General features: G+C 71.9%; 25 protein-coding genes. 6 read left to right on the top strand and 19 right to left on the bottom strand.

The genetic code is table 11. The features are described 5' to 3' along the window. Positions 1–83: 83 nt before the first annotated feature. The 10 genes from OHA81_RS02865 to OHA81_RS02820 form a co-directional block, all read right to left on the bottom strand. Complete coding sequence (locus tag OHA81_RS02865) at positions 84–1,427, bottom strand: serine hydrolase domain-containing protein (RefSeq protein ID WP_329192417.1); 1,344 nt, start codon at positions 1,425–1,427, stop codon at positions 84–86. Between the two features lie 161 nt (positions 1,428–1,588). Further along, positions 1,589–2,587: a type I glyceraldehyde-3-phosphate dehydrogenase gene (gap, locus tag OHA81_RS02860; protein WP_329192416.1), complete on the bottom strand. Its 999-nt coding sequence runs from the start codon at positions 2,585–2,587 to the stop codon at positions 1,589–1,591. Between the two features lie 189 nt (positions 2,588–2,776). Further along, complete coding sequence (locus OHA81_RS02855; RefSeq protein WP_329192413.1) at positions 2,777–3,733, bottom strand: GlxA family transcriptional regulator; 957 nt, start codon at positions 3,731–3,733, stop codon at positions 2,777–2,779. Between the two features lie 183 nt (positions 3,734–3,916). Beyond that, positions 3,917–4,336 carry a subtilase-type protease inhibitor gene (locus OHA81_RS02850; protein WP_329192411.1) on the bottom strand — a complete coding sequence of 140 codons (420 nt, stop codon included), beginning with the start codon at positions 4,334–4,336 and terminating at the stop codon, positions 3,917–3,919. A 363-nt stretch (positions 4,337–4,699) separates the two neighbouring features. Further along, the gene (locus tag OHA81_RS02845; RefSeq protein WP_329192409.1) at positions 4,700–4,978 is read right to left on the bottom strand and encodes a hypothetical protein; all 279 of its coding nucleotides are present in this window, start codon (positions 4,976–4,978) and stop codon (positions 4,700–4,702) included. Then, a complete protein-coding gene (locus OHA81_RS02840; protein ID WP_443056409.1) occupies positions 4,975–7,686 on the bottom strand; it encodes a glycoside hydrolase family 2 protein in 2,712 nt (903 codons plus the stop codon). Before OHA81_RS02840 ends, OHA81_RS02845 begins: the two co-directional genes overlap by 4 nt. Before the next feature lie 112 nt (positions 7,687–7,798). Then, on the bottom strand, positions 7,799–8,218 hold the full coding sequence (locus OHA81_RS02835) for a TOBE domain-containing protein (protein ID WP_329192407.1): 420 nt from the start codon (positions 8,216–8,218) through the stop codon (positions 7,799–7,801). 98 nt (positions 8,219–8,316) lie between these two features. Next, a complete protein-coding gene (locus OHA81_RS02830) occupies positions 8,317–9,306 on the bottom strand; it encodes a magnesium and cobalt transport protein CorA (protein ID WP_329192405.1) in 990 nt (329 codons plus the stop codon). A gap of 143 nt (positions 9,307–9,449) precedes the next feature. Next, positions 9,450–10,133 carry a maleylpyruvate isomerase N-terminal domain-containing protein gene (locus tag OHA81_RS02825; RefSeq protein ID WP_329192403.1) on the bottom strand — a complete coding sequence of 228 codons (684 nt, stop codon included), beginning with the start codon at positions 10,131–10,133 and terminating at the stop codon, positions 9,450–9,452. Positions 10,134–10,242: 109 nt separating this feature from the next. Next, positions 10,243–10,977 carry a helix-turn-helix domain-containing protein gene (locus OHA81_RS02820; protein ID WP_329192401.1) on the bottom strand — a complete coding sequence of 245 codons (735 nt, stop codon included), beginning with the start codon at positions 10,975–10,977 and terminating at the stop codon, positions 10,243–10,245. 221 nt (positions 10,978–11,198) lie between these two features. On the opposite strand from OHA81_RS02820, the gene OHA81_RS02815 reads away from it, so the two are divergent. From OHA81_RS02815 to OHA81_RS02805, 3 genes are read left to right on the top strand one after another with little or no spacing between them, the layout of a single operon-like run. Then, positions 11,199–11,861 (top strand): DUF4097 family beta strand repeat-containing protein, encoded by a 663-nt coding sequence (locus OHA81_RS02815; RefSeq protein WP_329192399.1) that lies wholly within the window; start codon positions 11,199–11,201, stop codon positions 11,859–11,861. Positions 11,862–11,902: 41 nt separating this feature from the next. After that, the gene (locus OHA81_RS02810) at positions 11,903–12,877 is read left to right on the top strand and encodes an ATP-binding cassette domain-containing protein (protein ID WP_329192397.1); all 975 of its coding nucleotides are present in this window, start codon (positions 11,903–11,905) and stop codon (positions 12,875–12,877) included. Beyond that, positions 12,874–13,662: an ABC transporter permease gene (locus tag OHA81_RS02805; protein ID WP_329192395.1), complete on the top strand. Its 789-nt coding sequence runs from the start codon at positions 12,874–12,876 to the stop codon at positions 13,660–13,662. Before OHA81_RS02810 ends, OHA81_RS02805 begins: the two co-directional genes overlap by 4 nt. Before the next feature lie 122 nt (positions 13,663–13,784). On the opposite strand, the gene OHA81_RS02800 is transcribed toward OHA81_RS02805, so the two are convergent. The 5 genes from OHA81_RS02800 to pip all read right to left on the bottom strand — a co-directional run bounded on the left by OHA81_RS02800 (position 13,785) and on the right by pip (position 20,927). Further along, positions 13,785–15,998, bottom strand: a complete 2,214-nt coding sequence (locus tag OHA81_RS02800; RefSeq protein ID WP_329192393.1) for a SpoIIE family protein phosphatase — start codon at positions 15,996–15,998, stop codon at positions 13,785–13,787. Continuing rightward, positions 15,995–16,405, bottom strand: a complete 411-nt coding sequence (locus OHA81_RS02795) for an STAS domain-containing protein (protein WP_329192391.1) — start codon at positions 16,403–16,405, stop codon at positions 15,995–15,997. The genes OHA81_RS02800 and OHA81_RS02795 overlap by 4 nt, the downstream gene beginning before the upstream one ends. 209 nt (positions 16,406–16,614) lie before the next feature. Then, the gene (locus OHA81_RS02790) at positions 16,615–17,493 is read right to left on the bottom strand and encodes an isocitrate lyase/PEP mutase family protein (protein ID WP_329192389.1); all 879 of its coding nucleotides are present in this window, start codon (positions 17,491–17,493) and stop codon (positions 16,615–16,617) included. Between the two features lie 315 nt (positions 17,494–17,808). Next, positions 17,809–19,638, bottom strand: coding sequence for a hypothetical protein (locus tag OHA81_RS02785; protein WP_329192387.1), 1,830 nt, complete (start codon positions 19,636–19,638; stop codon positions 17,809–17,811). Between the two features lie 284 nt (positions 19,639–19,922). After that, positions 19,923–20,927, bottom strand: a complete 1,005-nt coding sequence (gene pip / locus OHA81_RS02780) for a prolyl aminopeptidase (RefSeq protein WP_329192385.1) — start codon at positions 20,925–20,927, stop codon at positions 19,923–19,925. A 180-nt stretch (positions 20,928–21,107) separates the two neighbouring features. On the opposite strand from pip, the gene OHA81_RS02775 reads away from it, so the two are divergent. Beyond that, positions 21,108–21,596: a carboxymuconolactone decarboxylase family protein gene (locus OHA81_RS02775; protein ID WP_329192383.1), complete on the top strand. Its 489-nt coding sequence runs from the start codon at positions 21,108–21,110 to the stop codon at positions 21,594–21,596. Between the two features lie 88 nt (positions 21,597–21,684). On the opposite strand, the gene OHA81_RS02770 is transcribed toward OHA81_RS02775, so the two are convergent. Then, positions 21,685–22,092, bottom strand: a complete 408-nt coding sequence (locus OHA81_RS02770) for a thiol-disulfide oxidoreductase DCC family protein (RefSeq protein ID WP_329192381.1) — start codon at positions 22,090–22,092, stop codon at positions 21,685–21,687. A 47-nt stretch (positions 22,093–22,139) separates the two neighbouring features. Then, positions 22,140–22,724: a TetR/AcrR family transcriptional regulator gene (locus OHA81_RS02765; RefSeq protein ID WP_329192380.1), complete on the bottom strand. Its 585-nt coding sequence runs from the start codon at positions 22,722–22,724 to the stop codon at positions 22,140–22,142. Between the two features lie 138 nt (positions 22,725–22,862). Between OHA81_RS02765 and OHA81_RS02760 the strand changes: the two genes are divergently transcribed. Next, a complete protein-coding gene (locus tag OHA81_RS02760; RefSeq protein WP_329192378.1) occupies positions 22,863–23,594 on the top strand; it encodes an SDR family oxidoreductase in 732 nt (243 codons plus the stop codon). Positions 23,595–23,708: 114 nt separating this feature from the next. Here OHA81_RS02760 and OHA81_RS02755 read toward each other — a convergent pair whose 3' ends face one another. Beyond that, the gene (locus OHA81_RS02755; protein ID WP_329192376.1) at positions 23,709–24,389 is read right to left on the bottom strand and encodes a TetR/AcrR family transcriptional regulator; all 681 of its coding nucleotides are present in this window, start codon (positions 24,387–24,389) and stop codon (positions 23,709–23,711) included. Positions 24,390–24,555: 166 nt separating this feature from the next. On the opposite strand from OHA81_RS02755, the gene OHA81_RS02750 reads away from it, so the two are divergent. Continuing rightward, entirely contained in the window at positions 24,556–25,587 is a 1,032-nt protein-coding gene (locus OHA81_RS02750) for a medium chain dehydrogenase/reductase family protein (protein WP_329192374.1), read from the top strand. A gap of 79 nt (positions 25,588–25,666) precedes the next feature. On the opposite strand, the gene OHA81_RS02745 is transcribed toward OHA81_RS02750, so the two are convergent. After that, positions 25,667–26,572 (bottom strand): hypothetical protein, encoded by a 906-nt coding sequence (locus tag OHA81_RS02745; protein ID WP_329192372.1) that lies wholly within the window; start codon positions 26,570–26,572, stop codon positions 25,667–25,669. Between the last annotated feature and the right edge of the window lie 12 nt (positions 26,573–26,584).

Genomic DNA, 26,584 nt, shown 5'->3' with positions numbered 1-26,584 from the left:
GTGTACGGCCGGGCGGTCCCCGACGCGGCTCGCCCGTGTCCCCGGCTCGCCCGTACCCCCGGCGCTGCCGGACCGACGGGGCTCTAGTCGGTGTGGGTGTCGGTGACGGTGGGGTAGGAGAGGCCGCTGTAGACCTGGTTGAGGACGGTCGGCAGCAGGGCGTTGGCCGTGGCCCTCCCGTCGAGCGACACGGTCAGGTTCGTCCAGATGACGAGGGTGACGTCGTTGTCCGGGTCATGGCCGATGAACGAGTTGAATCCGGGGAGTTCACCCCCGTGGTAGTACATCGACGCGTGCGGGGTGAACCGCTGGTGGGCGATGCCGTACCCGTATTCCGGGCCTTCGGGGGAGGCCGGGTCCTCGGCCCGCGGACTGTGCAGCCACTGCTGCTGGGAGGCGTGGTCCAAGACCTTGCCCGTCACGAGGGCCTTGATCCAGGTGGCCATGTCGTCCGCGGTGGAGATGGCGCCCCCGGCGGCGGTGGCGTAGGAGACGTTCTGATGGGTGTAGTCCACCGGCCGCAGCTTCCCCGAGCGGGCCGCGGCCCGGACGTCGGCGGGATAGGGCTTGTCGACCATCGCGTAGGCCGATCCGCCGTACATGTAACCGTGCGCGTAGGGGTCGGGGAGGGAGAGGTCGTGGATGCCGGGCAGGGAGGTTCCGGCCAGGCCGAGCGGGGTGAACAGCCGGTCGCGGAACTGCCGGTCCAGCGGACGGGCCCCGGCCTTCTCGGCGACGAGGCCCAGCAGCACGTAGTTGGTGTTGCTGTACTCGTAGGACGTGCCGGGTGCGAAGTTCGGCGGGTGCCTGAAAGCGATGTCGAGCATCTCCCGCGGCGTCCGCGCCTTGCCCGGCGCCGCGTCCAGGGATGCGGAGAACTCGGGCGCGCTGGTGTAGTTGTACAGGCCGCTGCGCATGGCGAGCAGTTCGGCGATGGTGATGCGGGCGCCGCCGGGCACTGCGGGGACGTAGTCGGACACCGGGTCGGTGAGCCGTAGCCTGCCGTCCCGGGCCAGCAGCATGACCAGCGCGGAAGTCATGGTCTTGGTGTTCGAGGCGATCCTGAAGTGATCGGCAGTGGAGGGCGGTCGGGACGTGCCCGACTCGGCCGTGCCGACGACCGTACGGAAGGTCCCCTGCGGCGTCCGGAGCAGGACCACCGCGCCGGGCAGCATGAGCTTCTCCGCCGCCTTCTCGACCGCCGAGCGCAGCGCGGCCGGATCGATCGGCTTCAACGCCGACGGGGCGGCTGACGGGGAAGGGGACGGCACCGGGGTGCTCGCCGCCGCGACGGGTGCGGCCGCTGCGGCGGGGGCCGCCAGGGGCGGGCCACAGACCACGATCAGCAGGGCGGCGCCCGCAGCCGCCACCGGGGCGCGGCGGCCGGAGCGGCGCGGGGTCCTGTCGTCCGTGCGGAGGGTCCTCATGCCGGCACCAGCCCTCGGGCTCGGCGGTCGAGTACCGCGACGGGAGCGACACGAGCACAGGACGCGGCACGACCGATGAGATCAGGTCATGACAAACCACCGCAATCCTATCGTGGCGCCCTCGTCACGGCCCGCGGGCGGCGTACGCAGCCGCGTACGGTTCAGCCGGCGGCGAGGAGCGTGAGCGTGTCGATCACACGGTTGGAGAAGCCCCACTCGTTGTCGTACCAGGCGACCACCTTGACGTGGCGGCCGTCGACGCGCGTGAGCTCCGAGTCGAAGATCGACGAGGCGGGGTTGCCCGTGATGTCGGACGACACGAGCGGGTCGTCCGAGTACTCCAGTACGCCGGCCAGCGGTCCCTGCGCCGCGGCGCAGTACGCCGCCAGCACCTCGTCGCGCGTCACGTCGCGGGCCACGGTCGTGTTGAGTTCGACGATCGAACCCACCGGGACCGGCACGCGGATCGAGTCGCCCGACAGCTTGCCGTCCAGGTTGGGCAGCACGAGGCCGATCGCCTTGGCCGCGCCCGTCGTGGTCGGCACGATGTTGACGGCCGCGGCGCGGGCGCGGCGGGCGTCACGGTGCGGACCGTCCTGGAGGTTCTGCTCCTGGGTGTAGGCGTGCACCGTCGTCATGAAGCCGTGCTCGATGCCGGCGAGCTCGTCCAGCACCGCGGCCAGCGGCGCGAGGGCGTTCGTCGTGCACGAGGCGTTCGAGACGATCGTGTGCACGGCCGGGTCGTACGCGTCGTTGTTGACCCCGTACGCGAGCGTGACGTCGGCGCCGTCCGACGGCGCGCTGACCAGGACCTTGCTCGCCCCCGCCTTGAGGTGGCCGCGGGCGGCCTCCGCAGAGGTGAAACGGCCGGTCGCCTCGAGCACGATGTCGACACCCAGCTCGGCCCACGGAAGCTGCTCCGGTTCCCGCTCCGCGAGCACCGTGATGCGGCGGCCGTCCACGACGAGGACGTTCCCGTCGACGGTCACCGGGCGGCCGAGCCGGCCGGAGGTGGTGTCGTAGGCGAGCAGCCGCGCGAGGGTCGCGGGCTCCGTGAGGTCGTTGACGGCGACGACGTCGAGGTCGCTGTCGCGTTCGAGCAGTGCGCGCAGCACGTTGCGTCCGATGCGACCGAAACCGTTGATGGCGATACGAGTCATGAGCGGTGTCCCCTTCTCTGTTCGCCCCCAGGTTCGCCTCCGCCACCCGCCCGGGACAGCGGCGGGATTGCCATGGTTCAAAAGGATCGCGCCAAAAGGATCTCGCCCACCGGACCTCCCGCCGGCGGGACGCCGTCGCAGCTCCCGCCACGAGGATGCCGCCGGGGAGGGCCTCTCCGCGTCGGCCCGCTACCCGCCCCGGGTGAAGGTGCGCCGGTACTCGCTCGGGGTGGTGCCCAGGATCCGCTGGAAGTGCAACCGCAGGTTCGCCCCGGTCCCCAGCCCCACATCGGCGGCGATCTGCTCCACGCTGCGCTGCGAACGTTCGAGCAGCTCGCGCGCCACGTCGATCCGGGCCCGCATCACCCACTGCATCGGCGTGTACCCCGTGTCCTGGGTGAAACGCCGCGAGAACGTCCGGGGTGAAACCGCCGCGTGCCCGGCGAGCGCCTCCAGGGTCAGGGGCTCCCCGAGCCGGTGCAGCGCCCACTCCCGCGTCGCCGCGAACCGCTCGCCGAGCGGCTCGGGCACGCTGCGCGGCACGTACTGCGCCTGGCCGCCACTGCGGTACGGGGCCGCGACCAGGCGCCGTGCCGCGTGGTTGGAGGCGGCCACACCGAGGTCACGGCGCAGGATGTGCAGGCACAGGTCGATGCCCGAGGCGGCGCCGGCCGAGGTCAGCACGCTGCCCTCGTCGACGAACAGCACGTTCTCGTCGAGCCGGACGAGCGGATGCCTGGCCACGAGCGCCCGCGCGTAGTGCCAGTGGGTCGTGGCGCGCTTGCCGTCGAGCAGGCCGGTGGCGGCGAGCGCGAACGCGCCCGTCGAGATGGCGGCGAGCCGCGCACCCCGGTCGTGGGCGGCGATCAGCGCGTCGATCACCGCCCGCGGTGGGTCGTCGCGGTCCGGGAACCGGTAGCCGGGGACGAAGACGATGTCGGCCCACGCGAGGGCGTCGAGCCCGTGCGAGACGGCGTACGACAGGCCGTCCCCGCCGGTCACGAGGCCGGGTGCCGCGCCGCACACCCGCACCTCGTACGGCATGCTCGCCCGCGTCGTGAACACCTGCGCGGGAATGCCGACGTCGAGCGGTTTCGCCCCGTCCAGTACGAGGACGGCGACGCGGCGGAGGCGGGAGGCTGACACATGCAGAGGGTACGCGCAGCCTCAGCGGGGCGGACCGCCGACGGCTGCGGTCCGGGAGGCCGTCGCCGGCACCACGTGCTGGCTGCGCTCCACGTCGTTCACCCCTTCGGGATGCGGACAGAGCCGGTCCGAAGGATCGGACCGGCACAGACCGGGCGGGGTGGACGGCTGGACCCGGTGCCGTCAGAAGGCGAAGGCGGCGTTCCCGTTGAAGGTCGCCGACATCGCGCACGCGTTGGGGAAGGTGTGCTTCCAGGAGAGGCGGCTGCCCTGCCAGACACCGTCGGCGGTGACGGTGACCGGGTCGTAGTGCATCGGGCAGACGCGGTGCGGGTCCGGGGCGGTCAGCAGCGTGTCGAGGCTGCCGGCGGTGGCGGCGAGCGCGGTACAGGCGGCCTTGGGGTCCGGGTGCGTGCCCTGGGCGGTCGGAGCGCAGCTGAGCGTGGCGGCCCGTACGACGGTGACCCCGTTCTCGCCCTGGCCGACGGTGAGGACCACTGCGGAGGGGGCGTACAGGCTGGCGGGCTTGGCCTCCGCGATGCCGGTGGCGCCGGCCAGGGTGAGCAGGGCGGCAGCGGAGACGGCAGCGATGCGGTGACGCACGACGTGACTCTCTTTCAATTCGAAGGTCGAAAGCAGCAGTTGGCTGCGTTCTGTTGACTGGACGCTGCCGAGTCTGTCGGGTGTGAAGGATGAGTGCACATCGATGACCGATTTACAGACATCCCGTTCGATAATCGGCGACCGAACGGTCGTTCAGGCAGCTCAGGCGTGGGACGTGCCCTGGGTGATCACCCTCGAACGGAGGGTGACACGCGCTCCTGTGTCCCGTATGCGGCCCGTTGACCTGCTGTCGGCCGTGCGCGGTTCACCGAACGTCCACCCAGGCTGACCGGATAGTGACGGTGTCGCCGGCCTTCTCCCCTCGGCCGGGCGGCCGGGCGGCCGCGCGGCGGCCCCGACGGGTCAGCGTCCGAGGGTGTTCATCAGGACGATCGCCAAGAGGTCGGAGAGGATGACGGCAACGGCGCAGATGATCACGGCCCAGGCCCTCTGCGACTGGTCCAGGTTCATGCGTCGCCTCCCGGCCGCGGGGCGCTGCCCGGGCCACCCGGGCACGGCGCACCCGCTCTCCGCCATGATGACCCGGTTCGACGCACCGCACACCTCGTCCGGGAGGCCCCGGCCCTCGGGGGCTGCGGCCGGCGCGGCCCGGCCGATGGCCACCGCCCACGGCAGACTCATCGGGACACGAACGCCGGCGTGTTCCACCCCGAGATCCGTAGCCGTGGCGCCGCCCCCCGCAGATCGGCCGTGCGGTAGGTCGCCGTCAGGGTCACCGACTCACCGGGCCAGAGGCTGACCTGGTTGTCGCTCCACCGGACCGGCAGCACCGGCTCGCCCCGCACCCCCACCAGATGGACGTCCGTCAGCAGTGCCGGCGTGCGGCCGTGGCCCGCGTGGCGCAGGGTCACCCTCGTCGTGGAGGTGCCCGCGGCGTCCCGCGTCGTCCTGGCGGACGCGGTCACCGCCACCCGCTCCATCGAGTCCAGGCCGCGCAGGTCGGCGTAGGAGGTCGTGGGCGTGTGCCACCAGTCGGTGTTCGCGTAGTCGAGCACGTCCTCCCGCGTGGAGAGCCAGTACACGTTCCGGCTCACCTCCCGCCCCGCGCCGTCCGTCAGCAGCAACCGGGCCAGGTACGCCGTGGACAAGCCCGGCACGCGCCGGGGAACCGTCAGCGCGGTGGCGCTCGCGCCGCCGCCGGCGACGCGCAGGCCGGTCACCGTCCGGTCGTACCGCCGCACCCCGTCGGTGGAGAAGAGCGTCACGCGCGCCGTCAGGCCGGACGCCGCGGACGTCCGGTTGTTGACGACCGACACCGAACGGTCGTCGTACCCGTACTGGACGTGCAGCGGCTCGTTCGCCTTCTTCACGCCGAAATAGGCGCCGCCCTGGTCGAGGTAGCGGTCCACCAGCTGCCACTGCAGCGAGGTCCAGCCGCTGTTGAACATCCAGTACACGACCCCCGTCGACGGCGCGGAGGCGTCCCCGGCGTTGCGGGCGTAGGCCTCGAACTGGGCGCGGACGTTCTCGTACTGGGCGAGCTGCGCCTTGCGCACGTAGTCCTCCAGGCCCCTCGGGGCGCCGTAACGGGCCGACAGGGCGGCGTCGTACAGCTTGAGGGTCGAGAAGACCGCCGAGGGGGAGCGGTGGTACTGCGCGGCGGACGGGTCCCTCCACAGCGTCTCCAGCTCGGCCGGGGACATCGTGCGGCGCAGCGTGTCGAGGGTGGGGACGTCGGGGCCGGCGCTGGTCTCGGAGTTGAAACCGGTCGCGCCGCCCGCCCGCTTCCCGTACCAGTAGGCGGGCGGCACCCAGTCGTACGGGCCGGTCATCCGCATCCCCGAACGCCCGGTGAGCGGCGCGGAGGCGTCGGAGGCCGCGGGCACCACCGGGGCCGTCCAGTCGGCGGCGCGCAGCGCCTCGACGTAGCCCCGTTCGATCTCCGCGTTCGGTGCGACGTCACTGCCGATCAGGAAGGAGATCACGCTCGGGTGTCGGCGGAGCCGGGCCGCTTCCGCGGCCATGGAGGCCCGGGCGACGAGGTGGTCGGCCGCGTCCCACCTCTTCCCGCTCCCCCCGCGGTTGACCTCGCCCTCCCACTTGTCGCAGCACTCCCAGCCGGGCAGCGTCAGGATCCCGTACCGGTCGGCGAGGTCGAAGAACTCGTCGGGCTCGAGGTGCCCTTCCAGGCGCAGGGTGTTCAGGCCCAGGTCGAGGGCGTACCGCAGCCGGTCCTCCACCACGGCGCGGTCCCAGCGCAGGAACGCGTCGGGAGACCAGCCGGCGCCCTTGATCAGCAGCGGGCGCCCGTTGACCACGTACTGGCGGGCGCCGTCGGCGTTGAGGGGCGCCCGCACGTCTCGGACGCCGAAGGAGGTACGGGCGGCGTCGGAGGGCTCGCCGTTGACGGTCGCGGTCAGGTGGAGCCCGTACAGGGGCTGGCGGCCCATCGCGGCCGGCCACCACACGCGGGGGGAGCGCAACCGGAGCGCGGGGTGGTCGGCGGGGGAGAAGACGACGGACTTCGTCTCGTGCGGGGCGAGGGTCACGCGCCGGCTGACGGCGGCCGGACCGGCCGTACCGGACACCGTGGCGGTGACGGTACGGGCCGAGTCGTTGCGCACCCGGGCCTTGACGGTCAGTTCGGCAGAGGACAGCGAAGGCAGCGCCAGGGCGGTCACCACGTGCGCGTCGCGCAGCGCGACGGGCCCCGTACGGCGCACGGTGACGTCACGGACGATGCCCATGTTGTGGTCGGGCGGCGGCTGGATCCAGTCGAGCCAGCCCATCGTGAGGTGTTCGCGCGGGTCGTTGGGCCGGATCCGGAAGGCGACGGTATTGGTGCCCGCCCGGACCAGGCCCGTGATGTCGAGCTCGTGCCGGGTGTAGGCGCCGGCGACGGTCCGCGCGGTGGCGACCGGGCGACCGTTGACGAACACGTCGGCGGCGGAGATCACCCCGCTGAAGTCGAGGTGGGTACGGGCCGTGGTGTCGGCGAGGGTGAAATCGGACCGGAACCACCAGGGCACCGCGAAGTCCGCGGCCGGGATCTGCCTCTGCCGGGTGGAGTAGAAGGGGTCGGGGTACGCGCCCGCGGCGAGGAGGGCCGCGAGGACGGTGGAACGGGGGCCTGCCGGAAACCACCCGGCCGCCGGATAACCGGGGCGGGACACCGCTCCCGCCGGGTCCCTGACCTTCGCCGTCGACTGGACCGCGTACCCGGCCAGTGCCGTCGCACTGCCCGGGTCCGCGGCGACGGCGGTCACCCGGGAACCCGGCCCCGGCCCCGCCCGCGGCACGGGGGCCGCCCCGGATGCCCCGGCGGCGAGCACCAGCGCGAGAACCGGCTCGGCGAGGGCGAGGGCGAGGGCAAGACGGCGAACGGACACGGCACCTCCCGCATGCGGTATATCCGTCTTCGCCCACCGCGCCCCGGCGCCACGCCAGCGGGCCACCCGCGGTGACGCTCAGGGTCGCGGGGTGGTCCAGGTCAGCCGGACGTCAGCGGTCGCGTTTGTCCCGCAGCGGTACGTCGATGTGGACGTCAGTGGACTTCACCCGGGCCGTGACGGTGACCCCGACCGCGATGCCGAGCTCCTCGACCGACTCCCGGGTCAGCACGGAGACGACGCGGTGCGGCCCGGCCTGGATCTCGACCTGGGCCGCCACGTCGCCGAGCAGTACGGCGGTGACGATCCCGGTGAAGCAGTTCCGTGCGGAGGTGGCGGCGGCGCCGGTCGGGAGGGGGCGCAGCCCGGCGGCGCGTTCCTTGGCGAGCACGGCGAGGACCGCGCCGTCGACGGACCGGGACCCGTCCGCGGCGCGGCGGGAGAGCAGCCGGCCCGATTCGGCCCAGCGACGGACTGTCTCGGGGCTCACGCCCAGCAGACCGGCGGCCTGCCCGATGGAGTACGACGGCACGCCCGCAGCCTAGCCGGTGCGGTACCGCGCCCCCTCCGTCGCGCCGAGGGCTCCGTCGGGCGGGGTGGCCCGTGTCACGCGTGGGCCGCGGGCGCCGCCTAGAGCCAGCCGTTGCGGCGGAAGGCCCGGTAGAGGAGCCCGGAGGCCAGCGCCATGAGCCCGAGGGCGAGCGGATAGCCGTAGCTCCAGCCGAGCTCGGGCATGTGCTGGAAGTTCATCCCGTAGACGCCCGCGACCATGGTGGGGATCGCGAAGATCGCCGCCCAGGCCGAGATGCGGCGCATGTCGTCGTTCTGCCAGGTACCCACCCGCGCCTGTTGTGCGTCCAGGACCGAGTTCAGCAGCTCGTCCAGGGACCGGACCTCGGTGTCGGCGCGGCTCAGGTGGTCCGCGACATCGCGGAAGTACGGCAGCACTTTCGGGGGATGGCCCTGCCCGTCCGGTCCCGGGCCGGTCAGGAGCCCGTGCAGCACGGGGACGAGGGGCTGTACCGCGTCACGGAACTCCCGCACCTCCCGCTTCAGCGAGTAGATCGCCTCGGTGTGGTCGACGCGGGAGGTGGAGAAGACGCAGTCCTCCAGCTCGGTGAGTGCCGCCCGCACCTTGTCCGCGCTGTCGCTGTAGGCGTCCACGGCCACGTCGAGCACGGCGTGCAGGACGGACAGCGGGCCGAAACGCAGCATGCCGGGGTCCGCTTCGAGCCGGCGGGCGGCCTCGGCGGCCGGGTCGACCGGACCGTGGCGCACGGTGAGCACGTACCGGGGGCCGACGAAGACCATCAGCTGCCCCGTCTCCACCGCCCTGTCCGCGTCGACGTACCAGAGCGTCTTGAGGGCGACGGCCAGCACGTCGCCGAAACGTTCGCGCTTCGGGCGCTGCCGTTCCTGTACCGCGTCCTCCACGGCGAGGGGGTGCAGACCCAGCTCCCCGGCCAGCTGGACCAGTTCCGCCTCGGCCGGGTCGACCAGGCGCACCCAGCCGAACTCGCCCTCACCCAGCCCGCGCAGCCGCTTCAGCACCAGCTGGCAGGCCTCGTCCTCCAGGCCGCACTCCACGCTCTCCGACCGGCCGGACCGTTCCTCGTACATCACGCATTCCATCCCACGCACATGCTTCGAGGCGCGGATTTCATGCGCCGGGACCGGCTGCAGACGCCGGGCCTGGCTGTACGCGCCGGGCCTGGCCATACGCGCCGGGGCCGGTCAGGGTCGCGGCCGGCCGGTCGGTGGCGCTATGCGAACAGCGGGAAACGGTCGGCGTCCGCGCCCAGACGGGCCCTGTCGGCATCGGACAGCGGCGCGCGTCCCGTCGCCGCGCGCGCGTACTGCGCGTCGTCCCACGCCACCGGCACCGGCCGGCCGAGGAGCCCGTCAAGGGTGCGGCGCACTTCGCCGAGCCCTTCGGGCGAGGGCTCCGGCGCGCCGGCGAGGGACACGACGAGGTCGAGGTGGTGCAGTGTCGCCTCGACGGCCAGCGTGCGGATCAGATCGCCGGCGAGCAGTACGTGGCCCTGAGTGGCGACGGGCTGGTCCACCGCGGCGCCGGCCGCGGCGTGGACCATGGCGGCCGTGGTGTCCGAATACAGCTCGCACAGTTGGCCGACGCGCAGGAACATGCTGGCGACGACCCGGTTGAACCTCCGGCCGTTGGCCGCGCCCACGGGTTCCGGACGCCAGTCCTCCCAGTAGGTGACGGCGTCGCGGTCCGGCGGCCGCCGGACGGGCATGTGCAGCGCGACCAGGCCGCGTTGGGCGTCGCCCACGCAGTGGAAGACGAGGTCGCGGACCGACCAGCCGACACAGCCGGTCGGCAGCCACGAGCGCTCGTCCGTGATGGTTTTGACGACGGCGTCGAAAGCGTCGTAGGCCGCCCGCAACACCTCGGCCGGCGGCGGTACTTCCTTCTCGTACGGCATGCCCGCGAGGGTAGGACGGTTGCCCGTGCACGAACAACCCGGGGGCCGACCACGGCAATACGGTGGTCAACCACGGCAACCCGGTGGTCACGCACGAACACCCCGGTGGTCACGCACCGTCGGAGGTCGGTTCGGCCTTCGTGTGGAGCACGTCGCGGGCCTGCTCCGCCGCGCGCGCGAGGCTTTCGGCGACGAAGTCGAGGAAGCGGGCGACGTTCTCCAGGCGCACCGCGGCCGGGGTGCCGGGGCCGAGGATGCCGACGCCCTGCCGCGAGACCTCGACCTGCTGGGTGAGGGCGCGGACGCTGGCCTCCATCGAGTGGTACCAGAGGTTCTCGTCGATGACGTAGCGCTCCCGGCGGCGTTCGTCGCGTTCCCGGCGGACGAGGGCCTGGCCCTCCAGGAAGGCGATGGACTTGGAGATGGACGCCGGGCTGACCTGGAGGCGCTGGACGAGTTCGGCGGCGGTCATGCTGCCGGAGTCGGTGGTGAGGAGACAGACCATCACCCGCGCCATCATCCTGTTGGACAGGCCCGATTGCATCATGACGGTGGTGAACTGCTCTTCGTACTCGGCCAGGGCCTCGGGGTCGCGCCCGTGCGGCAGTGCGGCCTGCTCGGCTCCCCGGGGCGGGGCGGTCTTTCGCCGGTGGGCGCGGCGCTCGGTGGCGCGGTGGGCCAGGTCGGGGCGGTAGGCGGTGGGGCCGCCGTTGCGCATCACCTCGCGCGTGACCGTCGAGGTCGGACGGTCGAGACGTCTGGCGATCTCGGCGTAGGCGAGGCCGTCGGCCAGCCCCAGGCCGATCTGCTGGCGTTCCTGCTGGGTGAGCCTGCCTCCCGGCATCGGGTTCTCCTTCGTTCGCTCTGGCGTCGCCACCATAGCGTTCATCTTCAATCATTGCAACGATGCGCCCTGTGGTGTTGCATTTACCTCGAGATCTGTTGCAACGAAATCCCTGAATCTACCTGCGGGAACAGCGATTTGGCGCAACGAAGACGTTGAAGCTTTCTTGAATGCAACGTAGCTTTTCGTCCATCGGAAACGACGAGCCGCAGGAGAGAACAATGCAGAAGTACGACACCCCCGCCGCCATCACCGCACTCCTCGACATCCCCGCCGGGCGGGTCCAGATCATCGCCGCCGACCGCGCCGACACCGCTGTGGACGTCCGGCCCCGGAACGCCTCGAAGAGCCGCGACGTGAAGGCGGCGCAGGAGACCACGGTCGAGTACGCCGACGGGGTCCTGCGGGTGGAGGTCCCGGTGAAGAACCAGTACTTCGGCCCCTCCGGAGCCATCGAGGTGACCGTCCAGCTGCCCACCGGTTCCCGGGTCGAGGCGAAGGCGGCCAGCACCGAGTTCCGGGCCGTCGGCCGCCTCGGTGACGTCACCTTCGACGGCGCGTACCACCAGATCAAGATCGATGAGGCCGCGAGCCTGCGCCTCACCGCGACCGACGGCGACGTCGAGGTCGGCCGCCTGGGCGGACCCGCGGAGATCAGCACCGCGAGGGGTGACATCCGGATCGCCGAGGCCGTACGCGGCAAGGTCGTGCTGAGCACCCAGCAGGGCGACATCACGGTCACCGCCGCCGACGGCGTCCCGGCCTCCCTGGACGCCGGCACCTCCTACGGACGCATCAGCAACCACCTCAAGAACGACGGCGCCGCCCAGCTCGAGATCCGGGCGACCACCTCCCAGGGCGACATCACCGCCCGCAGCCTCTGACCCGCAGCCTCCGTACGCAGCTTCCAGAAGGAGCACTCCCCATGACCAGCTTGGCCATCGCGGCGAACGGGCTGCGCAAGTCCTACGGCGACAAGACCGTCCTGGACGGCATCGACCTGGCCGTCCCGGAAGGAACGGTCTTCTCCCTGCTCGGTCCGAACGGCGCCGGCAAGACCACCGCCGTCAAGATCCTCTCCACTCTCATCTCGGCCGGCCCCGCCTCCGGCGAGATCCGCGTCGCAGGCCACGACCTCGCCACCGACCCGCAGGCGATCCGCGCCGCGATCGGCGTCACCGGACAGTTCTCCGCCGTCGACGGCCTGATCACCGGCGAGGAGAACATGCTGCTCATGGCCGACCTCCACCACCTCTCCAAGCCCGAGGGACGACGCGTCGCCGCCGAACTCCTGGAGCGCTTCGACCTCACCGAGGCCGCGAAGAAGCCGGCCTCCACCTACTCCGGCGGCATGAAGCGCCGTCTCGACATCGCCATGACCCTGGTCGGCGACCCGCGGATCATCTTCCTCGACGAGCCCACCACCGGCCTCGACCCCCGCAGCCGCCACAACATGTGGCAGATCATCCGCGAGCTCGTCACCACCGGCGTCACCGTCTTCCTCACCACCCAGTACCTGGAGGAAGCCGACCAGCTCGCCGACCGCATCGCCGTGCTCAACGACGGGAAGATCGCTGCCGAAGGAACCGCCGAGCAGCTCAAGCGCCTGATCCCCGGAGGCCATGTCCGGCTCCGCTTCTCCGACCCGTCCGCGTACCGCAGCGCCGCCTCCGCCCTGCGCGAGGCCTCCCGGGACGACGAAGCCCTCGCCCTGCAGATCCCGAGCGACGGCAGCCAGCGCGAACTGCGCTCCATCCTCGACTGGCTGGACTCCGCCGGCATCGAAGCCGACGAACTGACCGTGCACACCCCCGACCTCGACGACGTCTTCTTCGCCCTGACCGGCTCCACCGTGCCCGTGCCCGCCCAGAACGACCAGTCCAAGGAGAACGTCCGATGAGCTCCCTCTCCCTCGCCGCGCGCGATTCGGCCACGATGCTGCGCCGCAACCTCCTGCACGCGCGCCGCTACCCCTCCCTCACCCTGAACCTGCTGCTCACGCCGGTCATGCTGCTGCTGCTCTTCGTCTACATCTTCGGCGACACGATGAGCGCGGGCATGGGGGGCGGCGCCGACCGCTCCGCCTACATCGCCTACGTCGTCCCGGGCATCTTGCTGATGACCATCGGCAGCACCGTCATCGGCGCCGCGGTCTCCGTCGCCACCGACATGTCGGAGGGCATCATCGCCCGCTTCCGCACCATGGCGATCCACCGCGGCTCCGTACTGATCGGGCACGTCGTCGGCAGCGTCCTGCAGTCGATCGCCAGCGTCGTCCTCGTCGGCGCCGTCGCCGTGGCCATCGGCTTCCGGTCCACGGACGCGACCGCCCTGGAGTGGCTGGCAGCGATCGGGCTGCTCGCACTCTTCGCCCTGGCCCTCACCTGGATCGCGGTCGGGATGGGCATGGCCAGCCCGAACGCCGAGGCCGCCAGCAACAGCGCGATGCCGCTGATCCTGCTGCCGCTCATCTCCAGCGCGTTCACCCCGATCGACGCGATGCCGGGCTGGTTCCAGCCGATCGCCCAGTACCAGCCCTTCACTCCCGCCATCGAAACCCTGCGCGGCCTGCTGCTCGGCACCGAGATCGGCTACAACGGCTGGCTCGCGGTCGCCTGGTCCATCGGCCTGGCAGCGCTCGGCTACCGCTGGTCGACCTCGAAGTTCAACGACGATCCGAAGTAACCGCCGTGACAGAGGGGTCACCTCCCCGACCGTTCCGCCCGAGGGCGGCGTACCCGACACCACGTCGGTACGCCGCCCCGTCGGCATGGGGGGCCACCCGTCGACCCGGGACGGCAGCCGGGTCAGGTGGCGGTCAGGACGAGGACGGCCTGGTCGTCGTCGATGCCGTGGCCGCCTGTGAAGGCCTGCACGGCCCGGGTGAGGGCGTCGATGACGCCGTGCGCGCCGGGGCGGTGCAACGCGCCGGTCAGGGCGGCCGCGAGGCGTTGTTCGCCGAACTGCTCGCCGGAGCCGTCGCGGGCTTCGGTGATGCCGTCCGTGTAGAGGAGCAGGCTCTCCCGCGGGCGCAGCCGCAGGCGGTGGACGGTCACAGCCGGGTCCGCCGTGATCCCGAGGAGCGCGCCGGGCGCGTCCACGGTGTGCGCGGTGCCGTCGGCGGCGAGGACGAGGGGCAGGGTGTGGCCGGCGCGCACCAGGCCGACGTCCAGTCCGCCCGGGGTGGGGGTGAGCTGCCCGTAGACGAGGGTGACGAAGCCGGTGCCATGGCTGTCGGGCCGGTTCAGCAGGGCCCGGTTGACGGCTTCGACGACGGCGTCCGGGCCGGGCAGGAGGGGGGCCACGGCGCGGGCGGTGTGGCGCACCAGAGCGGTGGTCGTGGCGGCGATGGCGCCGCGTCCGCAGACGTCGCCGAGCATGAAGGCCCAGCGGCCGTCGTCGAGGGGGAAGACGTCGTAGAAGTCGCCGCCGACGTCCAGGCCTTCGCCGGCGGGGTGGTAGGAGGTGGCGACGTCCGCGCCGGGCACGTCGGGGAGTTCGGGCAGGAGCAGTCCGGCTTGCAGGTCGCGGGCGAGGGTGACGCGGTGGGTGTACTGGCGGGCGTTGCGGGCGGCCAGCGCGGCGCGGCGGGCGAGTTCCTCGGCCAGGGCGACGGTGTGGCCGTCGAAGGGGTGGTCGGCAGTGGAGAGCAGGGTCAACGTGCCGAACGCGGTGCCCCGGTCCATGAGGGGGATGCACATGTAGCCGGTGACGCCCAGGTCCTGCCAGGGGCCGGACCCGGTGGGCGTGCGGCGCGCCACCTCCCTCATACCCGAGGCCAGGACGCGGGCGACGGTGTGGTCGGCGGCGTCCGACACGGGCACGTGCGAGGCCAGCAGGTCCCGCTGACCCGGTGTGGGCGCGGCGGTGGCGATACGGCGCACCCTTCCGCCCTCGACGACATCGACCGCGCACAGGGGCGCCAGCTGCGGGGTGCAGAACGCGGCCAGGCGCTGGAGGGTCTGGGCGGCGTCCAGGTCGCTGGTCAGGGCGGTACTGGCCTTGAGGAGGAAGGCGAGGTCGGCGCGGGCCGCCTTCTCCCGGGCCTCGGCGGCCTGCCGCGCCTGTTCGGCCTGCTGGCGTTCGACGGCCAGGGCCACGGTGTCGGCGAAGACCCGGGCCAGCGCGAGGTCTGCCTCCTGCGGCGCACGCGGAGTGCGGTGGTACATGGCGAAGGTGCCCAGCAGCGAGCCGTCGCGGGCGAGTATCGGCGTGGACCAGCAGGCGGCGAGCCCCGCCTTCTCGGCCAGGTCGCGGAAGTCGTCCCAGAACACGTCCGTGGAGATGTCGGTGACGATCACAGGCCGGCGGCGGTGCGCGGCCGTGCCGCACGAGCCGACACCTTCCCCGGTGGCGATGCCGTCGATGGCCTCGTTGTAGAAGTCGGGCAGGCTGGGCGCCGCCCCGTGCCGCAGGTGCTTGCCGTCGGCGTCGGCCAGCAGGACGGAGACCAGCACTTCCTCGGGCGACAGGTCCTCGATGGCGCGGGCCATGCCCTCAAGGACGTCGGGCAGGGGCGCCTGGCGGGCGATCTGCTCCAACAGGGCGCGGTGCTCGGCCGCCAGCCGCTGGGCGTGCTTGACCTGGGTGGTCTCCACCCCGATGATCCGTACGCCCATGGTGTTGCCACCGGCGTCCAGACGGGGCTCGTAGGTGAAGTCGAAGAACGCCTCCCGCGCGCCCGCACCCTCACCCAGCACCACCCGGGAATCCCGGCCGGTGTAGGCCTTGCCGGTGCGGTACACCTGGTCCAGGAGGGCGAGGAAGCCCTGGTCGACGAGTTCGGGCAGCAACTGGCCGAGGGGCACGCCGGTGCGGGTGCGCCGACCGCCGCCGATCGCGGTGAAGAACGCCGCGTTCGCCGCCTCCAGCATGTGCGCCGGCCCGGCGAGGGAGGCGAACACGGCCGTCGACTGCCCGAACAGGGCCCGCAGGTCATCCTCCGCCCTGCCCCCGCCGTTCGCCCCGACCCCTGACGTCCCGGCGGACCGCACCGCTTTCTCCCCCGGTACGCGCGTCATGTGCCCTGCCCCTCACTCGCCCGTACCGGACCGTCAGCACCCGCAGCGACGACGTCACGCCCGCCCGTGCCCGCGACCAAGGCCTCGCACACGTCCGCGTGGACGGAGAAGACCTGGTCCAGTCCCGTCAGCGAGAGGAGGCGGGCCACCGAATCCGGCACACTCGCCAACCGCAGCACCCGGCCCTGTGCGGCCAGCTGCTGGAAGAACCGCACCAGGGCGCCGACGCCGGACGAATCGCAGAACTGCAGGTCGGAGCAGTCCGCCACGACGGGCCCCGCCCCCTTTCCCCTGCCCAGCTCCGTCTCGCCGGCCTCGTGCAGCTGCACCACGCTTTCGAAGTCGAGCTCCCCGCGCAGCGCGAACACCACGCCCCGCGCGTCCTGCCTGACGACCACCGAGAACACCCTCAGCTTCCTCCGTATGAAACGCGCTCCGCCAAACCCCCTCATGGTAATGACCGGCCCCCACCGGCCGGGCGCACAGGGGCGCCGGGCAGGAAGGGGGCGTGACGTCTCCACGCCGTGCGGGAGTCGTGAACCCGGCCGCGGGGCCCCGCGGCCGTCGGCCGGCGCGGCTGAGGCGAGCCGGACGGCGGGCCGCACCCGCGCACACGTCACACGCTGACGTCCGTGCTGTCGCGCGCCGCCGGGACGGGGTGGTGACGGCTGATGTTCCGGGCCAGCAGCCTGGTGGACTCCGCGACGCCGATCGCCCCGCCGTCCTCGCCACCGGGCAGGCGCCCGTCGGCCAGGCGGAGTTCGGTGAGCGCGGTGTCCATCGCCCGGTGCGCGGCGAACAGGCAGGGAGTGCTGTAGATCGCGACGTCGACGCCGAGCTCGTCCAGCTCGCGGAGCGAGAGCCGCGGGGACTTGCCGCCGGCGATCTGGTTGAACATCAGCGGCTTGCCGCCGACGACCCCACGGATCCGCTCGATCCACTCGACACTGCGGACGCCGTCGACCAGGACGACGTCGGCGTCGGTGGCGGCCAGGGCCTGCGCCCGCTCGATGATGTCGGCTTCCTCCGTCGCGTCGGTACGGGCGACGACCACGAGGTCCTTGCGCGTGGCCAGGACCATGCCGAGCTTCTCCAGGTACTCCGCCAGCGGCAGCACCTGCTTGCCGTCGGCGTGCCCGCACCGCCGGGGGCGCTTCTGGTCCTCCAGGATGACGCCGGAGGCACCGGTGCGCTCGAGGCCCTCCACGACGTGGCAGGCCACTTCCGGATCGACGTAGCCGTCGTCGATGTCGACGAGGAGGTGATGGCGGGGGAAGGCGCCGCGCAGCCGTTGGACGAAGCCCATCATGTCGGGCCAGGCGATGAATCCGATGTCGGGCAGCCCGTAGTAGGAGGCTGCGAAGCCGAACCCGGACACGAAGATCCCGTCGTAGTGCCCGGCCGCCACCGACGCCGAGTACATGTCGTACACGCCGATCAGGGGGGTGGTGCCGGGCTGGGCGATCTGCTGTCGCAGGGCGTTGCCGTAACTCATGATCAGGTCCTCCTGGAAAGGTGGGGCATCGAAGCCCGGGGCAGCGACCCGCGGCGCTTTACCCAAAACTGATCATTCCGTGACCATCTCTCGACGATGGTTCCTACGGCGGTCCGCTCACGCCAACGGCGTAGCCCGTTCACCGCAGAAACGTCCCTCCCGGGGTCCCTGCCCGCCCCGCCGCACACCCGCTGCTGCGCGCGGACGCCGGCGCCGCGCTCTCGAAAGCCAGGAGCTCGCGTCGACAAAGCCAGGAGCTCGCGTCGACGTCGGGGTCCCCGGCGACTGGTCAGGTGCACGGGTCAGGCGAACCGGTCAGGCGCTGTCGGGCCAGGAGAACCCGAGCTCCGCCGCGCGCTCAGGGCTGCCGCCGCACACCCGTCCGTAAGTCTTCGGGTCCTCTTCGGCCAACCGGCGCAAGGCGGCGGCAGCTTGAGCCTCGGGCGGGGTCCCGTCATCGGGGATCACCCAGCAGAACTGGAGCGGGCTGTCGGCTCGCTCAGGCCTGCCGGCCGCCGGCCCCGGCACGTACCAGAAGGTCACCTCGGTCGTGTCGGGATGCCGGAACCCGCTGCTGATCCGCCCCCGCCTGGCATCCCACCGGCCCAGCAGCTCCGGGTTCTCCCTCAGCCCCGCCTCGATCAGGCGCGCCGTGGTGCGAGCCGGCCAGGACCAGGACCGGTCGGTCTCCGCCCGAGCGATCTCCGCATCGTAGGCGGAGGCGTCGAACCGGTAGTCGGGCAGCTCGGATGCCGCCGGTCCACCAGGAGCCGGCACGGTCTGCGACCGCCGCCAGTTCTCCCACACCACGTGGTCGCCGTCCCGCCTGATGGTGACGTAGAGCGCGCCGCAGCACCCCTCGGTGCAGCCGGCCTCCGCGAGTTGCACCTCTCGAGGCTGCGCTGCCGCCCGCAGCATGCCTTCGTCCAGCAGGTACTCGGGCCTGTGGGCGGGACCGAGACCGAAGACTGCCGGAACCAGTGGACGGCCGTCGATGAGAATCCGGGTCTCGACGGGTTCCCGGTCCGCGGGGTCGCCGGCCACGACCTCGATGCGCAGCCTGCCGGGCGCCTCCGGGCGCTCGAACGGCCGTCGTCCGGTGCGGCGGATCCATCCGGCCCGCAGGCGCTGGTCCGGCTCGCTCGCTCCGGCGCCGGCCATCACCCACCGGGGCTCGCCCCTCAGCCTTCCGAGCGAGTCGAGAAGCGCGGCGCGCCGACCGGGCGGCCAGTCCAGCAACGCTGCGGTGCCACTGCTCAGGTTCAGGGCGAGAGACAGCAGCATGGCGGCGTTGTCGAGCGTGGGCGGCAGCAGGTCGGCTCGCGTGACGACGCTGTCGTAGACCCGCAGCGCGTCACGGTAGGCGCGCAGGCCCGCCGGGTCCTCGTACGAGGACCCGATCCGGACGAGCAACCTGCCCGCCCGGGCGAGCAAGTCCGTATCGCCACAGTGGTGGTCGAGCAGGTCTGCCAGCCGGCAAGCCTCGGCAACCCGGCGGGCTACCACGCTGCTGACGTGCCGGGGAGAGGCGGGGTAGGCGACCAGTGCCGTGTGTACGGCCTGCCGGTTCCCCTTCCGCAGGGCCCGGATGAGCGGCTGCAGCCCCTCATCGCGGCCGTAGAGCGCGAGCCACACGACGGCGGCGGACGGGCGGTCGAGGATGTCGAGCGCTTCGACCGCCGCACGGTTGAACTCCCGGAACAGGCCGAGGACGGAGAGGTACGGGACGTCCTCGGGCTCACCGCAGCGCCGGAGCAGGGCGACACCTGCGGTGACGGTGGCCACGGTCGTCCCGGACCGCGTCAGCTGCCGTCCCAGGGCACGTGCCGCGTCCAGCTGCTCGGCGGGCAGAGGCATTTCGGCGACAGCGGAACGGATCTGACGCCCGTGGCCGGCCCGGATGCCGAGTCGCACGAAACGGCGGTGCAAGCCGGAGAGGCCGTCCGGGAGCGGCCTGAGCGCTTCGCGGACGGCGTTCGCCGCCTCTTCCCGGGCAAGGGGGCCCCCGTCGGCCGCGGGCTCCCGGGGCAGCGAGAAGCCGCGTGGCGGCGGAACTCCATCGGGCGACTCCCGCAGCAGGTGCAGGGCTTGGTCGTACAGCGCGGGCGGGAGGGTGAGCGCGTTGCGCTCTTCCTGGGCGCTCACCGGGCGGGGCGGGACTCGATTCGGTAGGTCATGCGGGCAGCTTGCCAGCCGGTTCGTGCTGTGTCGAAGCAATTGGCGCTTCCGGTGGCCGCGGTCCCACTCCCACCGCAGCTGCGCGTACGCCCACCGGACCGGGATCCGCACGGGCCCGGACCGCAGTTGCCGCCGGCGGTGGTCACCTGCACGGACCTGAGGACAGTGAGCCATCCGATGGGGTGCGCGAGGTGACCGGGGCGGCTCCTCCTCCTGCCCGTCCGGCGCCGTAATCCTCGCCGCGACGCGGGCTAGGCCCCGTGGGCCGGCTCCCCGGGTCGCATGGAGGGACTCAGCCCTCCGCGAGCGAACCGGTCGAGTGCCCGGAGCACCTGGGCGCGGGTCGTGTCGCTGCCGAGGTGGCCCGCGTCGCTGACGACGATCAGCTCCGCGTCCGGCCATGCGCGGGCGAGTTCCCACGCGGTGTGCAGGGGGCTGCCCATGTCGAGCCGGCCCTGGACCAGGACGCCGGGGATGCCGGTCAGGCGGTGGGCGTCGCGGAGCAGGGCGCCTTCCTCCAGCCACGCGCCGTGGGAGAAGTAGTGCGCGCAGATGCGGACGAAGGCCAGTTGTGCGGCCGGCGGCCGGGCGCCGTACGGGTGGGAGGCGCCGTTCGTTTCGCCTGACAGGACCGCGTCCTCCCAGGCGCACCAGTCGGCCGTGGCCTTCTCCCGTACGGCGGCGTCCGGGTGCTCGGTGAGGCGCGCGTACGCCGCGACGACGTCGCCGTCCCGCGGCGTTCCGGGGGCTGCGGCCAGGAAGCGGTCCCACTGCTCGGGGAAGAACCGGCCCACGCCCCGGTAGAGCCAGTCGATCTCCGAACGCCTGGTGGTGGTGACGGCGGAGATGACCATCTCCGACACCCGCTCCGGGTACGTCTCGGCGTAGGCCAGGATGAGCGTGGAGCCCCACGAGCCGCCGTACAGCAGCCAGCGGTCGACGCCCAGGTGCTCCCGCAACCGCTCCATGTCGGCGATCAAGTGCCGGGTGGTGTTGTGCCGCATGTCGGTCGCCGGGTCGCCCGCGTGCGGGGTGCTGCGGCCGCAGCCACGCTGGTCGAACAGCACGACCCGGTACCGGTCCGGGTCGAAGTACTGGCGTGCCCCGGGCCCGCATCCCGATCCGGGTCCGCCGTGTACGACGAGTGCCGGTTTGCCGTGCGGGTTGCCGCAGGCCTCCCAGTACACGTGGTTGCCGTCGCCGACGTCGAGCATCCCGTTCTCGTAGGGTTCGACCGGCGGGTACAGCTCTCCCATGTGAAAACTCCTTCTGGCAACCGCATGCAACCGGAACAAGACCTGTAGCAGACAACGCCGCTCCGCAGAACAGGGATCCCCGGAAGCTGCTCGCCAGGCGGCTGTCACATCCCGTCGCTCCCGTTCGTCAGTGTCGTGGAGCCGCCGAACGGGCCGCTGCCGATGCGAAGGAGTGCAGTCATGACGAAGACCTCGATCTCCCGGATGCCGAACCCGGGTCAGTTCGTGCCGGAGCTGAGCGACATCAGCGCCGCTTTCTTCCGGGCCACGGGAAACCGCTCGGTGCCGCGCACCACGATGAGCCTCGTCCACCTGCGCGCCGGGCAGATCGTCCGCAACACCTACCTGACGATTTTGAACACCGCCTTCCTGCGCAAGGCGGGGGAGTCGGAGGAGCGCATCACGGCCGTTTCCTCGTGGCAGGACGCCCCCTGCTTCACCGACGCCGAACGTGCCGCCCTCGCACTGGTGGAGGCCACCCTCCAGCCCGCGCCCCACGGCAAGGAGCGCGTTTGCGACGAGCTCTACGCCGAGGTGGCGAGGCATTACGACGACAAGGCGCTGGCCACCCTGACCATCGCCATCGGGCAGATCAGCTTCTTCATCGCCCTGGCCGTCATCGGCAAGCCCCAGCCCGTCACCTCCCTCGCCGACGGGCAGTGGGACTGACCCGAACCTCACGTCGGACGGGCGCTGGAGGAACCGGCCCAGCTGACCCGACCAAGCTGATTCGGGGCGCTGTCCGCTGGGGGAACGCTCAGGCCGGCCGCTGGGGCGAAGCTCGGGCCGGCCGCTGCGGGGGCGCGGCGCAGGCCGGGGTGCCACCCGGCAGCCGGCCACGGTTGTTCGCGACGAGCCGGTAGGCGGCATGGGCGATCCAGCGCACGGGGGTCAGGGTGAGGACCGCCCCCAGGACTCCCCACGCACCGCCGGCACGCAGCAGCAGCTTCGCCACCGCCTGGGCGCCGCCGTACACCTGACCGTCGGGGGTCACCCACAGCGCCTCGTACTCGGCCCGCTCCTGCGAGACACCGAGGGAGTCCAGGTCTGCGAACTGCCACGCGGTGAACTCGCAGGCGGGGCGGAGCAAGCGCTGCGCCGCACGGGCCGAAGTCGTACAGAAGCCGCAGTCTCCGTCGTAGACGAGCACCGGACGCGTTCTCATGACCCTATGGTGCCCCGTGTGCCGCCCGCACCTGACCGGAGTTCCCTCTAGCCGAGCGGCGTCGGCGGGGGACGCAGCCCGTCAAGGGTGAGGTCGAGAAGGCGTTCGGCCTGCTCCCGGAGCTCGGGCGCGGCCGAGGTGAGGGCGATGCCGGCGAGGGCGGCGAACATGTCGCCCGGGCTGATGTCGGACCTGATCGCCCCCGCGGCCTTGCCCGCCGCCATCAGGGAGGACAGGGCGTCCTGGATCAGCGTGCGGCTGTCCGCGTAGGGATCGCTTCCCGCGGCGAGTACGGCTCGCATGGCGTCGGCCATGCCGATCTTGGCGGTGGCGTAGTCGATGAAGCGGCGCGTCCAGGCGCGCAGCGCCTCAAGGGGCGGCATGGACTCCAGGAGGGCGGGGGCGGAGTCGCACAGCCGGGCCACCTCGTTGCGGTAGGCCGCCTCGATCAGGGCCTCCCGGGTCGGGAAGTTGCGGTAGAGGGTGCCGGTGCCCACGCCCGCCTCCCTGGCGATGCGCTCGAAGTGCGTGTCCAGGCCCTCCTCGGTGAACAGGCGCACCGCCGCGGCGAGGATCTTCTCCCGGTTGCGCTGGGCGTCGGCCCTCAGTGGACGTCCTGCGTCTGCGGCCATCAACGGCTCTCCCTGCTCGCCCCATTGTTAAGTGGAGGTGTCTCCGGTTACGGTGGTGAAGTGGCGGCGCCTCCACTTTCACCTTAGGGCATGCATCAGCCTGCCCGTGTTCCTCCTCCGGAAGGACCATCACCGGTCATGTCAGGAATCGAAGGCAAAGTCGTCGCGATCACGGGCGCAGGCAGCGGCATCGGTGAGGCGACCGCCCTCCTGCTCGCGGAGCGCGGCGCGAAAGTGGTCCTCGGCGCCCGCCGCCGAGAGCGTATTGAGGCTCTGGCCGCCCGCATCGAGAGTGCCGGCGGCGAGGCCGCCTGGTTGCGCACGGACGTGACGCGCCGCCAGGACCTCTGCGCCCTCGTCGACCTCGCCCGCGCCCGGTACGGCAAGCTCGACGTCCTCATCAGCAACGCCGGCGTCGGCCTGATCTCCCGCCTGGACGACCTGCGCGTCGAGGACTGGGAAGAGATGATCGACGTCAACCTCAAGGGCGTCCTCTACGGCATCGCCGCGGCCCTCCCCGTCTTCCGGGCGCAGGGCTCAGGACACTTCGTCCACACGGTGTCCACCGCCGGACTGCGTGTCGTGCCGCTGCAGTCGGTGTACGCCGGTACGAAGAACGCCGTCCGCACGATCTCCGAGGGGCTGCGCCAAGAGGCCGGTGACAGTCTGCGGGTAACGGTCGTTTCGCCCGGAGCCGTCCGCACCGACTTCACGGAGCGCATGGCCCCTGAGGTGAAGGCCGGGATCGACACGATGATGGAGACGGCCCTCTCGCCGGACGCGGTGGCCCGCGCCATCGCCTTCGCCGTCGAGCAGCCGGAAGGTGTCGACGTCGGCGACATCGTCGTGCGCCCCACGGCGCAGAACTGATGGCGCAGAAATAACGGCGGAGAACTGACGGCGGGACTTCGAGCGGTGGAGCGAGTGCCGTCAGTGGCCGGCAGCCCCCGCACGCCGGGCGGTCAGCGTGCGGACACCGTGCGGTCAGCCGGCGGTCAAGCTGCCCAGCTCGGACTCGAACAGCAGGTCGGGGTCGAGGCCCATGCCGGTGAAGTGGCCCGCCAACTCCAGGGAGAGCGCGCCGTGCAGGCGGGTCCAGAACGCCAGGGCCAGGCGAAGGTTCGATGGCGGGGCGTCCGGGTGGTCCCCGGCCCACTCCCTGTGACCGGCGGCCAGGTGGTCCTCGAAGGCGCGGGCCGGAGGGGCCGGGTCGGGCTGCGGCCCGGCCGCGGCGCAGGCGTCCAGCAGGACGGACATCATCTCCGAGGCGATCGTGGTGATGTCCTGCGGCGCGTGATACCCGGGGACCGGGGTGCCGTACACGAGGAAGTAGCGGTGCGGGTGCTCCAGGGCCCAGCGGCGCAGTGCCCGGGCGAGCGCGGCGAGATCCGGGCCGCCGCCCGCTCCCTCCGTGGAGCCGAGGACGCCGGTGAAGGCGTCGGCGAGCGAGCGGTACGCGTCCCGGATGAGTTCGGTGATCAGCTCGTCGCGGTTGGCGAAGTACCGGTACAGCGCCGGTCCGCTCATGCCCATCTGCTTGGCGATCGCATTGAGGGACAGCGCCGAGGCGCCGGAGCCGGCGATCTGCTGCCAGGCCTTCTCCTTGACCTCCTCGCGTACTTGCTGCCGGTACCGCTCACGAGGGGTCTGCGTGCTTGCGGACATGCCCGTCGCCTCCCACTGCCCAACACCAGAATTGGTTAGAGGCTATCACTATCGGCAAGGGCCATTAGTGATCCGGCGCATCTGCCCTTGACATCCGCGAGGCAGGCACGCAGTCTAGTTACACCTTCTAACGAACACGAGAAGCAGTAACCAAGCGGAGGTCGTCATGAGCACCATGGAGCGGATCGAGATCGTCCTGCCGGGCAAGGTGGAGCCGGAAGGGCTGGAGTTGCACCGGGGTCCGCTCCCGAGGCCGGGCGCAGGCCAAGTGGTGGTCGCGGTGGAGGCCACCGGAGTGTCCTTCGCCGAGCAGCAGATGCGCCGCGGCCGCTACTACGACCAGCCCCCGTTCCCCTTCGTTCCCGGATACGACCTGGTGGGGACCGTGCTGACCGCCGGCGCGGGCGTCGCCCCCGGACTGCTCGGCAAGCGGGTGGCCGCCTTGACGAAGACCGGCGGCTGGGCCAGCCACGTAGCCCTGGACGCCGCCGACGTGGTCGAGGTACCCGCCGGCGTCGGCGCGGCGGAAGCGGAGACCGCGGTCGTCAACGGCATCACCGCCTGGCAGATGCTCCACCGCAAGGCCCGGGTCCGCGCCGGCCAGACCGTCCTGGTCCACGGCGCCAACGGCGGAGTCGGCTCGATCCTGGTCCAGTTGGCGCTCGCCGCGGGCGCCCGGGTCATCGGCACCGCCTCCACCCGCCACCACGACGCGCTGCGCGCGCTCGGGGTGACCCCCGTCGACTACCGCTCCGGCGACGTACCCGCCCGCGTACGGGCACTCGCGCCCGGCGGCGTGCACGCGGTGTTCGACCACGTCGGCGGCGACGGCATCACCGACTCCTGGCGGCTCCTCGCCCCCGGTGGCACCCTCGTCTCGTACGGCAGCGCCGCCACCCGCGACGACGAGGGCTCCGGCGCGTGGCCGGTGCTCCGGCTCCTGGGCCGGGTGTGGCTGTGGAACTGGCTGCCCAACGGCCGTCGCGCCTACTTCTTCAACGTGTGGGCCGGGCGCGCCTACGCAAAGGGCCGCTTCCGGGCGCGCCTGCGCTCCGACCTCACCCAGGTGTTCACGGCCCTGCAGCGCGGGGAGATCACCGCCAAGGTCGCAGCCGAGATCCCGTTGGCCCGAGCCGCCGAAGCCATGCGCCTGGCCGAGTCCGGCACGGTCGCCGGAAAGGTGGTCCTCGTCCCCTGACCCGGCCGCGCCCGGTCCACGCCGGAGGGGCGGGGTGCGCGTCGCACCCCGCCCCTCGTCATCCGCTGTGCGGGACCGGTCAGACCTTGCCGTAGGTGCCGGTGGCCCACAGGGCGCCGCCCAGGCCAGGGCCGCCGTCGGACTTGTACACGACGAAGTTGCCGTCGTCCTGGAGCAGGGCGTAGGCGCCGGGGTTGTCGGCGGTGCCGGCCCGCCAGGCCACGTTCTTCTCGTCGAACCAGTCGCGCAGGCTCATGTCGCCGTCGGCGCCCATGCGAAGTTCCATCGTGTAGTAACCGGCCGCGTAGGTGGCGCTGTTCCAGATGGCCTTGCCGTCGCTCTTTCGGTACATGACCAGGTTGTGGTCGCTCTGGAGGACCAGCCACACGCTGCTGCTCTGCGCCCAGTCGCCGTCGAACCAGTAGCGGTACTCGTGCACCGCGTCGTTCGCGCACAGTTTGGTGGGCCGCTCCCGCCTCAACGGCGTCCAGTGCAACCCCATCTGGCCTTCCTTACGGCCTATGACCTTGAAGTTGCCGTTCGCCTCCAGCTTCGCCTGCGGCTTCATCTCGGTGTGGTCGCCGTAGGTCGCGGTGTGCCAGATGCCGCCGCCGGTCTGGGCGCTGCCGCCTTGGCGGTAGATGACGAAGTTGCCGTCGTCCTGCATGGTGGCGTACGCGCCGGGGTTCCCGTACGTGCCGCTGTTCCACAGCGGGAGCCTGTAGCCGCCGGGGTTGCCGAGGGCGTAGAGCACCAGGTTGCCGTCGGGCTGCATGACCAGTTCGGTCACCTGGGTCGGGTTGGTCATCTTCTCGCCCGGAGCGAGCCGCTGGCCCGTGTTCAGGACCGTTTCGCGGACGTCGTAGGGCCTGTCGCACTCGGCCGGCCCGGAGGGGGCGGCGTGTGCCGAGGCCGGGACCAGGGCGGTCAGGGCCGCGGCGGCGAGCAGGGATGTGAACGCACTGCGGAGCAGGCGGTGGCGCATGGTCGGTTCCCC

The sequence above is a fragment of the Streptomyces sp. NBC_00667 genome (genome assembly GCF_036226825.1).
Classification (GTDB): Bacteria; Actinomycetota; Actinomycetes; order Streptomycetales; family Streptomycetaceae; genus Streptomyces.
The sequence above is the reverse complement of the archived record's forward strand: the minus strand, read 5'-3'. Positions and strand labels throughout refer to the sequence as shown.

Coding starts and splice junctions, on each gene's coding strand:
- pip (WP_329192385.1), bottom strand. CDS start 20,927: ATGGGAGAGCTGTACCCGCCGGTCGAACCCTACGAGAACGGGATGCTC.
- OHA81_RS02765 (WP_329192380.1), bottom strand. CDS start 22,724: ATGGCCGCAGACGCAGGACGTCCACTGAGGGCCGACGCCCAGCGCAAC.
- OHA81_RS02800 (WP_329192393.1), bottom strand. CDS start 15,998: ATGACGCGCGTACCGGGGGAGAAAGCGGTGCGGTCCGCCGGGACGTCA.
- OHA81_RS02830 (WP_329192405.1), bottom strand. CDS start 9,306: ATGTACGAGGAACGGTCCGGCCGGTCGGAGAGCGTGGAGTGCGGCCTG.
- gap (WP_329192416.1), bottom strand. CDS start 2,587: ATGACTCGTATCGCCATCAACGGTTTCGGTCGCATCGGACGCAACGTG.
- OHA81_RS02805 (WP_329192395.1), top strand. CDS start 12,874: ATGAGCTCCCTCTCCCTCGCCGCGCGCGATTCGGCCACGATGCTGCGC.
- OHA81_RS02865 (WP_329192417.1), bottom strand. CDS start 1,427: ATGAGGACCCTCCGCACGGACGACAGGACCCCGCGCCGCTCCGGCCGC.
- OHA81_RS02760 (WP_329192378.1), top strand. CDS start 22,863: ATGTCAGGAATCGAAGGCAAAGTCGTCGCGATCACGGGCGCAGGCAGC.
- OHA81_RS02815 (WP_329192399.1), top strand. CDS start 11,199: ATGCAGAAGTACGACACCCCCGCCGCCATCACCGCACTCCTCGACATC.
- OHA81_RS02825 (WP_329192403.1), bottom strand. CDS start 10,133: ATGCCGTACGAGAAGGAAGTACCGCCGCCGGCCGAGGTGTTGCGGGCG.
- OHA81_RS02750 (WP_329192374.1), top strand. CDS start 24,556: ATGAGCACCATGGAGCGGATCGAGATCGTCCTGCCGGGCAAGGTGGAG.
- OHA81_RS02790 (WP_329192389.1), bottom strand. CDS start 17,493: ATGAGTTACGGCAACGCCCTGCGACAGCAGATCGCCCAGCCCGGCACC.
- OHA81_RS02820 (WP_329192401.1), bottom strand. CDS start 10,977: ATGCCGGGAGGCAGGCTCACCCAGCAGGAACGCCAGCAGATCGGCCTG.
- OHA81_RS02810 (WP_329192397.1), top strand. CDS start 11,903: ATGACCAGCTTGGCCATCGCGGCGAACGGGCTGCGCAAGTCCTACGGC.
- OHA81_RS02770 (WP_329192381.1), bottom strand. CDS start 22,092: ATGAGAACGCGTCCGGTGCTCGTCTACGACGGAGACTGCGGCTTCTGT.
- OHA81_RS02845 (WP_329192409.1), bottom strand. CDS start 4,978: ATGAGTCTGCCGTGGGCGGTGGCCATCGGCCGGGCCGCGCCGGCCGCA.
- OHA81_RS02745 (WP_329192372.1), bottom strand. CDS start 26,572: ATGCGCCACCGCCTGCTCCGCAGTGCGTTCACATCCCTGCTCGCCGCC.
- OHA81_RS02755 (WP_329192376.1), bottom strand. CDS start 24,389: ATGTCCGCAAGCACGCAGACCCCTCGTGAGCGGTACCGGCAGCAAGTA.
- OHA81_RS02775 (WP_329192383.1), top strand. CDS start 21,108: ATGACGAAGACCTCGATCTCCCGGATGCCGAACCCGGGTCAGTTCGTG.